Source organism: Bradyrhizobium sp. MI1.11 (assembly GCF_055811255.1).
In genome coordinates this window covers 12,355-21,912 of the sequence record NZ_JBVVPM010000085.1, presented here as the reverse complement: position 1 = coordinate 21,912, position 9,558 = coordinate 12,355, and the positions used below count along the sequence as shown (strand labels likewise).

General features: G+C 64.6%; 9 protein-coding genes. 5 read left to right on the top strand and 4 right to left on the bottom strand.

The window, feature by feature from the left end; genetic code table 11:
* Positions 1 to 138 precede the first annotated feature (138 nt).
* Genes AC0L30_RS39935 through AC0L30_RS39925 form a run of 3 tightly spaced genes read right to left on the bottom strand, consistent with a single transcriptional unit; the run spans position 139 to position 2,304 of the window.
* Positions 139 to 516 (bottom strand): DUF6285 domain-containing protein, encoded by a 378-nt coding sequence (locus AC0L30_RS39935; protein ID WP_354127677.1) that lies wholly within the window; start codon positions 514 to 516, stop codon positions 139 to 141.
* A 2-nt stretch (positions 517 to 518) separates the two neighbouring features.
* On the bottom strand, positions 519 to 1,505 hold the full coding sequence (locus AC0L30_RS39930) for a phosphotransferase family protein (protein ID WP_007593709.1): 987 nt from the start codon (positions 1,503 to 1,505) through the stop codon (positions 519 to 521).
* 10 nt (positions 1,506 to 1,515) lie between these two features.
* Positions 1,516 to 2,304: an enoyl-CoA hydratase/isomerase gene (locus AC0L30_RS39925; protein WP_007593710.1), complete on the bottom strand. Its 789-nt coding sequence runs from the start codon at positions 2,302 to 2,304 to the stop codon at positions 1,516 to 1,518.
* A gap of 167 nt (positions 2,305 to 2,471) precedes the next feature.
* On the opposite strand from AC0L30_RS39925, the gene AC0L30_RS39920 reads away from it, so the two are divergent.
* From AC0L30_RS39920 to AC0L30_RS39910, 3 genes are all read left to right on the top strand, one after another.
* Complete coding sequence (locus AC0L30_RS39920) at positions 2,472 to 3,251, top strand: SDR family NAD(P)-dependent oxidoreductase (RefSeq protein ID WP_007593711.1); 780 nt, start codon at positions 2,472 to 2,474, stop codon at positions 3,249 to 3,251.
* 110 nt (positions 3,252 to 3,361) lie between these two features.
* Positions 3,362 to 3,742 carry a VOC family protein gene (locus AC0L30_RS39915; protein WP_007593712.1) on the top strand — a complete coding sequence of 127 codons (381 nt, stop codon included), beginning with the start codon at positions 3,362 to 3,364 and terminating at the stop codon, positions 3,740 to 3,742.
* A gap of 279 nt (positions 3,743 to 4,021) precedes the next feature.
* Positions 4,022 to 5,299, top strand: coding sequence for an acyl-CoA dehydrogenase family protein (locus AC0L30_RS39910; RefSeq protein WP_007593713.1), 1,278 nt, complete (start codon positions 4,022 to 4,024; stop codon positions 5,297 to 5,299).
* Between the two features lie 137 nt (positions 5,300 to 5,436).
* On the opposite strand, the gene yghU is transcribed toward AC0L30_RS39910, so the two are convergent.
* On the bottom strand, positions 5,437 to 6,318 hold the full coding sequence (yghU, locus tag AC0L30_RS39905; protein ID WP_007593714.1) for a glutathione-dependent disulfide-bond oxidoreductase: 882 nt from the start codon (positions 6,316 to 6,318) through the stop codon (positions 5,437 to 5,439).
* 304 nt (positions 6,319 to 6,622) lie between these two features.
* On the opposite strand from yghU, the gene AC0L30_RS39900 reads away from it, so the two are divergent.
* Both AC0L30_RS39900 and AC0L30_RS39895 read left to right on the top strand, forming a co-directional pair.
* Positions 6,623 to 7,756 carry a nitronate monooxygenase gene (locus AC0L30_RS39900; RefSeq protein WP_007593715.1) on the top strand — a complete coding sequence of 378 codons (1,134 nt, stop codon included), beginning with the start codon at positions 6,623 to 6,625 and terminating at the stop codon, positions 7,754 to 7,756.
* Between the two features lie 117 nt (positions 7,757 to 7,873).
* A complete protein-coding gene (locus tag AC0L30_RS39895; protein ID WP_007593717.1) occupies positions 7,874 to 9,391 on the top strand; it encodes an acetyl-CoA acetyltransferase in 1,518 nt (505 codons plus the stop codon).
* The last annotated feature ends 167 nt before the right edge of the window (positions 9,392 to 9,558 follow it).

Sequence of the window (9,558 nt, the reverse complement as noted above, 5' to 3'; positions counted from 1 at the left end):
TCGCTGCCGTTTCGTCATCTGACACCTCTTGCTGTCTAAGCTATAGGTGTCCACCGATTTAGGGGAGGCTCAGAATCTTTCCGCTGAGACGGTCTGGATTGCTTCGTCGCTACGCTCCTCGCAATGACGAGGAGAGGTCTACCCGCCGCGCGACAGCTCCCGCTTGTACGATGCATAATTCGGCTGGTCGACCGCAAGCTTGTCCATCGTGGTCGCCCACAGATGCTCGGCCAACCCCGGCGTCGCGAGATCGACCTCGCCGCTCGCAATACGCTCGGCGAGTACGCGGTTGAGATCGGTGACCGCGCCGTCCATGCCGAGCAACGCGCGCAGGCGGTCCACCTCCGCGGCGTCGCTCCCCTCCTCCAGCGTCAACTGCCGTGTCACGAGATCAAGAATATTGATGGCGACGCGCAGCTTGAAAGCCTGGTGGCCGGAGATCAGCGGCGCGATATCGTTGCGGAGGAAATCGGCGACTGACTTGGTCAGCTCGATCGGGGTCGGCTCGTCCTGCATGGTCAACTCCCCCGCGGCACCAGCAGCCGCAACAGATCGATCTCGGTCTCGGAGGCACGGCGTCCGATCATGGCGCGTTCCATCGAATGGTCCGGACTTTCTCGAAATCGCTGCATCATGCCGCCGCACATGATGCCCCAGCGCAGCGTGCCCATCACTTCCCAGAATTTGACACGTGATGGATCGACCTTGCGGCCTGCGGCCTCATAGCCGGCGAACAGCTCCTCACGCGAGCCAAACCCGCCGACAGGCTTGTCGATCTCACCAAAGCGCCAGGAGTTAACGCAGACCCAGCCGAGATCCTCCATGGGATCGCCGAGATGAGCGAGCTCCCAGTCAAGCACCGCGCGCACGCCGTCGGCGCCGATGATGAGATTGCCGTTGCGGAAATCGCCGTGCACCAGCGTCGTCTCGGCCGCAGGGCCCGGATCGTGGTCGCGCAGCCAGCGCAGCGCCAGCTCGAACACGGGTTTGGGCCAGTCCAGACTGCGATAATCGCGCTCGAACTCGGCGATCTCCTGGGTCGCGGACCGGCTGCGCAGCTCGGGCAATTTGTCCAGCGGCAGCCTGTGCAGCTTCGCGAGCACGGCGCCAAGCTGCCGCGCGAGAAGCGGCCGTGCCGCGGCGAATTCATCATCGCGAAGAATCTTGCGCGCGATGGTCTCGCCCTCGACCCGCTGCATGATGAAGCCGGTGCCGAGATCGTCGTCCGGCGCGAGCACATGCATCACGCGCGGCGACGGCACGCCGGCCTGATAGGCAAGCTGCATCAGCTGCGCTTCCGCGCCGAGACCCGCCGCGCGCGTCGGCGCCGCGCCATACCCCTTCGGCGAGCGGCGCAGGATCGCACCGATCGGCCCATCGGGATGCACGATGTCGAAGCGCCAGGTTTCCTGGCTGGCGCCGCCGGACAGTCTTGCCACGCCAGCGACACCAGTTGCGCCCGGGCACCAGCGCGCAACGCTGCGGGAGAGTTCGGCCTCGATCATTTGCCCTTGATCACCTGCCGTTGAATTTGGCCGGCCGCTTCTCCAAGAAGGCGCCGACGCCTTCGCGGAAATCATCCGTGTCGCCGGCGCGGAGCTGGCACTGGAATTCGAGATTGAGCTGATCCTCGAAGGAATTTTCCGGGCTGTCCCAGTAGAGCTTGCGGATCAGCGACAGCGCGACCGTCGGGCCGCTGGCGAGGTCATGCGCGAGCTTCATCGCCTCCTCCATCAGCACGCCGTCATCATAGACGCGGTTGACGAGGCCCCATTCCAGCGCCTTCTCGGCTGGGAGCCGCTCGCCCATCAGCGACAATTCGATCGAGCGCGCCTTGCCGATCAGCCGCGGCAAGAGCCAGGTCGAGCCACAATCCGGCACCAGGCCGATACGGCGGAAGGCTTGAAGAAAGTAAGAGGACCGCGCGCATAAAATCATGTCGCCGAGCAGCGCGAAGCTCATGCCGGCGCCGGCCGCGGGGCCGTTGACCGCGGTCACGATCGGGCAATGCAGATTGCGGATGCGGCGCAGGAAGGGATGGAAGCCGGTCTCAAGCGTCAGGCCGGCCTTGGTCTTCTTCGACTGGTTGTTGCGGCCCTGGAGATTCGCGCCGGTGCAGAACGCCCGCCCCGCGCCGGTGAGCACGACGCAGCGCACCTCGTCCTTCTTCTCCTCGATCGTGTCGAGCGCTTCCGCGAGACCGCCCAGCATGTCGACGGAGACCGCGTTCATCACCTCCTGGTGGTCGAGCTTGAGGATCGCGACCGAGCCATCGAGATCGAGCGTGACGTGTTTGAACTGCATGGTTTCCTCGTGAGTTGCGGCCTGCGCCAGTTTCGCAGACCGGAATTACTTTTGCCGGGGCGCATATTTGATTTTTGGCACGGTCTTGTCCATGGTGATCAGAGCATAGCAAGCAATCTTGCGCGCAGCGGCTGATGCGCGACCCAAGCAAAAACAGGAAACGCGCCATGAACCTTTTCGACCTTTCGGGACGGGTCGCCGTGATCACCGGCGGCAATGGCGGCATCGGGCTAGGCATCGCGCAGGCGCTCGCCGGCCAGGGCTGCAACGTCTCGATCTGGGGTCGCAATCCTGACAAGAACAGCAGCGCTGCCGCGAGCCTGGCCGGGCTATCAGGCAAGGTCGACGCGCGGGTCTGCGACGTCTCCGACCCGGCCTCGGTCAATGCCGCGATGAAGGCCACGCTCGACATGTTCGGCCGGGTCGACGGCTGCTTCGCCAATGCCGGCATCGGCGGCGGCGGCCGGCGCTCCTTCATCGAACGCACCGAAGAGGAATGGCGTGGGATGTTTGCGACCAATCTCGACGGCGTGTTCCACGCGTTCCAGGCGGCCGCAAAACACATGACCGAGCGCGCCAATGCGGGCGATCCCTTCGGTCGGCTGGTGGCGACTTCGAGTCTCGCCTCGATCTTCGGTACCGCCCGCAACGAGCACTACGCGGCGACCAAGGCCGCGATCAACGCGCTGGTGCGCGCGCTCGGCGTTGAGCTGGCGCGCCACGGCGCCACCGCGAACGCGATCCTGCCCGGCTGGATCAAGAGCGACATGACCTCGGGCCTGATGGCCAACGAGAAATTCGTCGCAAACGTGATGCCGCGCATTCCGGTGCGCCGCTTTGGCGAAGCCAGCGATTTCGGCGGCATCGCAGTGTATCTGATGAGCAAGGCGTCGTCGTACCACACCGCGGATACGTTTGTGATCGACGGCGGCTATACGGCGTTTTGATTCTCGTAGCCCGGATGGAGCGCAGCACAATCCGGGACGGCCAAAAGCAAACAAGACCCGGATTACGCTGCGCTCCATCCGGGCTACAAGATGAGGGAAATAGGGCAAAAATGTTTTCACACGTGATGATCGGCACCAACGACCTCGACAAGGCCAAGGCCTTCTACGACAATTTGCTGTCCACGCTCGAGGTGCGGCCGGCGCGGGTCGACGGCCATCGCATCTTCTACATCACCAAGACCGGCGTGTTCTCGGTGACCAAGCCTATCAACGGCGAAGCGGCGACGCCTGCGAATGGCGGCACCATCGGCTTTGCCGCCAACTCGCCGGAGCAGGTCAATGCATGGCATACGGCCGGCATCGCTGCCGGCGGCGTTCCTTGCGAAGATCCGCCCGGCATCCGCCAAGGCCCGGGCGTCAACCTCTATATTGCGTATTTGCGCGACCTCGACGGCAATAAGATCTGCGCGATGCATCGGATGGCGAGCTGAGCCGGCCGCAACCACCGCTGTCATGCCCCGGCTTGACCGGGGCATCCAGTACGCCGCGGCTTCTCCATGAATCACCGACGCGTCGGATTACTGGATCGCCCGCCTTAGCGGGCGATGACAGCAGCGCTCGCGGCAACCGTCCCATTCAAACAACATTTCAAACGCCCTGCGATATTCCATCGCATGGCATGGCTCGCTCTAGAAAATGCGCGCTCGCACTTTGCCGACGCTGCGACTATTCTCCGGCTCAATGCGATCTCAGCGACCCCGGGAGGAACAATGACAAAACACACCTATATTCCCCGCACCACCAACTACACCCTCAATCCCGGGGACGAGCTCAACGACCTCAGGATGTCGGACCAGGTCCGGCCGCTCTATGATCACGTCAGGAAGTTCATCCGCGACACCGTCGAACCGATGTCGATCGAATTCGCCAAGGCCGGCGAAGGGAAACAAGACCGCTGGAGCTTCACGCCGAAGCAGCTCGAGGTGCTGGAGAAGGCCAAGAACAAGGCCAAGCAGGAAGGCCTCTGGAACTTCTTCCTGCCCGACGACGAGACCGGCCAGGGCCTGAAGAATCTCGACTACGCCTATATCGCATCCGAGCTCGGCAAGAGCCCGTTGGCCTCGGAGAGCATGAACTGCTCGGCGCCTGACACCGGCAACATGGAGGTGCTGGAGCGCGTCGGCACGAAGGAGCAGAAGGAGAAGTGGCTGAAGCCGCTGATGAACGGCGAGATCCGCTCGGCCTATGTCATGACCGAGCCGAACGTCGCCTCCTCCGATGCCAAGAACATCTCGACCACCGCCAAGCTCGTCGGCGACGAATGGGTCATCAACGGCGAGAAGTATTACATCTCCGGCGTCGGCGATCCCCGCTGCAAGATCCTCATCGTGATGGTGAAGACCAATCCGGATGCGGCGCCGAGCAAGCAGCAGTCGCAGATCCTGGTGCCGCGCGACACGCCCGGCGTCGAGGTGCTCGGCCCCATGTACGTGTTCGGCCAGGACCACGCGCCGCGCGGCCACATGCACATGCGCTTCAACAACGTGCGCGTGCCCAAGGAGAACATTCTGCTCGGCGAAGGCCGCGGCTTCGAGATCTCGCAGCTTCGGCTGGGCCCCGGCCGCATCCATCACTGCATGCGCACCATCGGCAAGGCCGAGAAGGCACTCGACCTGATGGTGCAGCGTGGCCTCACCCGTGAAGCCTTCGGCAAGAAGATCGCCCATCTCGGCGGCAACATGCAGATCATCGCGCAGGCGCGCTGCGAGATCGAGGCGATGCGACTGATGGTGCTGAAGGCCGCCAAGGCCATGGACGTGCTCGGCAACAAGGAAGCTCGCGTCTGGGTGTCCATGGTCAAGGCCATGGTGCCGGAGCGCGCCTGCAAGATTATCGACCAGTCGATCCAGATGCACGGCGCCACGGGCATCTCGCACTGGACCCCGCTCGCCGAAATGTACCAGGACGTCCGTCACCTGCGCTTCGCGGATGGTCCGGACGAGGTGCACTGGATGGTGGTGGGACGCCACGAGCTGAGCATGGCGTGAGGTCTCGCCAAGCGCGGCCCTGCCGTAGGGTGGGTTAGCGAAGCGTAACCCAACACTGTTCGTCTCCGGGGAAGCGAAAGAGGTGGGTTACGCTAGCGCTAACCCACCCTACAATACTGCGATGTTCAGCGATGCGCCTACGACGCGGCCACCTCGCCGACCTTGTCCTGCGTCCTGGTCTCGAAGTCGCTGGCGTCGTGACGCTCGTGGAGCTGGCTGGCGGGATCGCCGGAGACACGGTTGACCATGCGGCCGCGCTTGACGGCCGGACGCTTGGCGATCTGGTCGGTCCAGCGCTGCACGTGCTTGTAGTCCTGCACGGAGAGGAATTCGCCCGCGCCATAGACCAGCCCCTTGGCGAGCGCGCCGTACCAGGGCCACACCGCCATGTCGGCAATGGTGTATTCGCTGCCGGCGAGATATTCGTTGTCGGCGAGCCGGCGGTCGAGCACGTCGAGCTGGCGCTTGGTCTCCATCGCGAAACGGTCGATGGCGTATTCGATCTTGGTCGGCGCGTAGGCGTAGAAGTGGCCGAAGCCACCGCCGAGATAGGGCGCGCTGCCCATCTGCCAGAACAGCCACGACATCGCTTCAGTGCGGCTCTTGATGTCCTTCGGCAGGAAGGCGCCGAACTTTTCGGCGAGGTAGAACAGGATCGAGCCGGACTCGAACACCCGGATCGGCTCCGGGCCGGAGCGGTCCATCAGCGCCGGGATCTTGGAATTCGGATTGATGTCGACAAAGCCGCTGCCGAACTGGTCGCCGTTGCCTATTCTGATCAGCCAAGCGTCGTATTCCGCGCCCTTGTGGCCGAGCGCCAGAAGCTCCTCCAGCATCACGGTGACCTTGACCCCGTTCGGCGTCGCCAGCGAATAGAGCTGGAAGGGATGCTTGCCGACCGGCAGCTCCTTGTCGTGAGTGGGACCGGCGATGGGACGGTTGATGCTGGCGAACTGCCCGCCGTTCTCCTTGTTCCAGGTCCAGACTTTGGGCGGCACGTAGGCGGGGGTGTCGGTCATGAGGGGGCTCCGGCGAAAAGATGCGTCTGCATTAATTAGCCCACGGACGGCCGATGGCAAGCCCTGCCGGCCCTGCGTCCGGCGCGGGCCTCGAGGCCGCGTCATGCATCCGACGTTGCCGAGGACGACCTGCACCAGAGGCCGCATCTGTCGAGCCATGCGTGCGGCTTCGCGTAACACGGCGTGTGCACGCAAGATGCGCCGCCAAATCCGGATTGGCATAGCGCAAGACGATGGTCTAGCGTCGATGAGCCTTCGCTCAAGATTGCGACAACAGCAACGCGAAGGCCCGCCGGAGGGAACGATGAAATCGCCGATCTGCGACATGCTGGGCATCGATTTCCCCCTGCTCGCCTTCAGCCATTGCCGCGATGTCGTCGCCGCCGTCAGCCGGGCCGGAGGCTTTGGCGTGTTAGGTGCCACCGTGCACACGCCGGATACGCTGGAGCGCGAGCTCAAATGGATCGACGATCACGTCGACGGCAAGCCCTACGGCGTCGACGTGCTGATCCCCGAAAACATCTCGACGGCGGGCGAAAAGGACGTCACCTGGAAGAGCCTTGAAGCGCGCGTGCCTCAGGAGCACCGCGACTACACGCGCAATCTCCTGAAGAAATTCGACATCGAACTCACGACCACCGAGGTCGCCGACAACCAGCCGCAGCCGTTCGATGGCAGGACCGCGCTAGAGCTGCTGGAGGTCTCGTTCAAGCACCCGATCCGCCTGATCGCCAATGCCTTGGGCGTGCCGCCGAAGGCCATGATCGAGATGGGCAGGAAGCACGGCGTGCCGGTCGCAGCACTGGTCGGCGCCAAGGAGCACGCGCTGCGCCAGGTCGCGGCCGGCGTCGATATCCTCGTGGTCCAGGGCACCGAGGCCGGCGGCCATTGCGGCGAGGTCTCGACCATGGTGCTGGTGCCCGAGGTGATCAAGGCGATCAAGAAGATCCGCGACGTGCCGGTGCTGGCGGCCGGCGGCATCATGACGGGACGGCAGATGGCAGCCTGCATGGCGATGGGTGCCGCAGGTGCCTGGACCGGCTCGGTGTGGCTTGCCACCGTCGAGTCCGAGACCACGGAGATCTTTCGCGAGAAGATGATCGCGGCATCGTCGCGCGATGCGATCCGCTCGAAGGGCCGCACCGGGAAACCGGCACGGCAGCTTCGCTCGGTCTGGACCGACGCCTGGGACCGCGCACCCGAGAGCCCCGGCGCATTGCCGATGCCGCTGCAAAGCATCGTCAGCCGCGACGCCTTCAACGCGATCGACCGCGCAGCAGCGGGCGGCAACGCGAAGGCGCGCGATCTCGTGAGCTACTTCGTCGGCCAGGGCGTCGGGCTGATCGACAGCGTAAAGTCGGCCGGCGCGGTGGTGCAGGAGTTCAAGGAAGATTTCGCCGAAGCCGTCGAGCATATGAATGCGCTGGTGGCGGAGTGATCGCCGCACACCGTCATTGCGAGCGCAGCGAAGCAATCCAGACTCTCACCGCGGACAGATCCTGGATTGCTTCGCTGCGCTCGCAATGACGAAACAACTGACATCGTGAACTGAAGCATGACAGACAAGAAAAATACCCCCGAAGACCGCATCCCCGTCATCGTCGGCGTCGGCGAGATCGTCGACCGTCCCAAGAAGATCACCGACGGCCTCGAGCCGCTCGACCTGCTCGAACAGGCGGTGCGGCGGGCAGAAGCAGATGCCGGGGCAAAGCTGCTCGGCGAGGTGCAGTCACTCGACGTCGTCAACTTCCTGAGCTGGCGCTATCGCGATCCGGAGCAGTTGCTGGCGCAACGACTCGGCATCTCGCCCGCGCATTGCTATTACGGCCCCGTCGGCGGCGAGAGCCCGATCCGCTATATCCACGAGGCAGCAAAGCGCATTGCGCGCGGTGAATGCAGTGTTGCCGCTGTCTGCGGCGCGGAGGCACAGTCGACGGCGACCAAGGCGGAGCGCGCCGGCGCGAAGCTGCCATGGACGTCGTTCGCCCGTGACGTCGAGGAGCCGAAACGCGGCGCAGCGTACCAGAAGCCGCTGGCGCAGAAGCTCGGGGTGTTCCGGCCCGTCACGGTGTATCCATTCTACGAGGCCGCCTCCTCGGCGCATTGGGGCCAGACGCCGCGCGAAGCGATGGCGGAGTCAGGCGTGCTGTGGTCGCGCTATTCAGAAGCCGCCGCGCAAAATCCAAATGCCTGGCTGAAGCGGCGCTATGCGCCCGACGAAATCACGACGCCGACCGGGGACAACCGCCTGATCGCCTGGCCCTACAACAAGCTCATGGTTGCCAACCCGAGCGTCAACATGGGCGGCGCGCTGCTGCTCACCAGCCTCGCCAGGGCGCGTGCGGCAGGCATCGCCGAGGACAAGCTCGTCTACCCGCTCGGCGGCGCTTCGGCGGAAGAACCGCGCGACTATCTTTTGCGCGACCAGTTTTACGAGAGCCATTCGCAGAACGCCGTTTTGAAGGCCGTGATGGATCTCGCCGACGGCGACGGCAAGAATTTCGACGCGATCGAGCTCTATAGCTGCTTCCCGTGCGTGCCCAAAATGGCGCGGCGGACGCTGGGCCTGGGTGCGGACGTGCAGCCGACCGTAACAGGCGGCCTCACCTTCTTCGGGGCGCCGCTCAACACCTACATGACCCATGCTGCCTGCGCGATGGTGCGGCGCCTGCGCAACGGCGCCAAGCTCGGCCTGCTCTACGGCCAGGGCGGCTTCGTCACCAAGCATCATGCGCTGGTGGTGTCGAAGGCGCCGCCGCGTGAAGCATTGGCACAGGAGACGAGCGTGCAGGCGGCGGCGGACCGCAACAAGCGCGCGGTGCCGGAGTTCGTGACGGAGCCGAGCGGCATGGGCAAGGTCGAGAGCTTTACGGTGCTCTATGGCCGCAGCGGCGATGTCGAGCATGGCGTGGTGATGCTGCGGACGGAAGACGACAGGCGCACGCTGGCGCGGATTCCCGCGGGCGACACGGCGACGTTGGCGCAAGTGCTGAACATGGACCGCACGCCGGTGGGTTCGCTGGGCGAGATCACGACGGCCGCGGATGGCGTCCCGGAGTGGCGGGTGGCGTAGGGTGGGTTAGCGAAGCGTAACCCACCGCTTTTGTCTACGCGGTAACCGAAGTGGTGGGTTACGCTTCGCTAACCCACCCTACAAACTCACCCAAACCCCGAGGCGGCGGGGTCTGGGGCGCCCGCGCCCGCGGTGCCCAGGGCCCCCCCCCCCGGCCCCCCCCCCGG

Bases quoted from the DNA above. Each gene is read 5' to 3' on its own strand.
- AC0L30_RS39935 (WP_354127677.1), bottom strand. From the start codon at position 516: ATGCAGGACGAGCCGACCCCGATCGAGCTGACCAAGTCAGTCGCCGAT.
- AC0L30_RS39930 (WP_007593709.1), bottom strand. From the start codon at position 1,505: ATGATCGAGGCCGAACTCTCCCGCAGCGTTGCGCGCTGGTGCCCGGGC.
- AC0L30_RS39925 (WP_007593710.1), bottom strand. From the start codon at position 2,304: ATGCAGTTCAAACACGTCACGCTCGATCTCGATGGCTCGGTCGCGATC.
- AC0L30_RS39920 (WP_007593711.1), top strand. From the start codon at position 2,472: ATGAACCTTTTCGACCTTTCGGGACGGGTCGCCGTGATCACCGGCGGC.
- AC0L30_RS39915 (WP_007593712.1), top strand. From the start codon at position 3,362: ATGTTTTCACACGTGATGATCGGCACCAACGACCTCGACAAGGCCAAG.
- AC0L30_RS39910 (WP_007593713.1), top strand. From the start codon at position 4,022: ATGACAAAACACACCTATATTCCCCGCACCACCAACTACACCCTCAAT.
- yghU (WP_007593714.1), bottom strand. From the start codon at position 6,318: ATGACCGACACCCCCGCCTACGTGCCGCCCAAAGTCTGGACCTGGAAC.
- AC0L30_RS39900 (WP_007593715.1), top strand. From the start codon at position 6,623: ATGAAATCGCCGATCTGCGACATGCTGGGCATCGATTTCCCCCTGCTC.
- AC0L30_RS39895 (WP_007593717.1), top strand. From the start codon at position 7,874: ATGACAGACAAGAAAAATACCCCCGAAGACCGCATCCCCGTCATCGTC.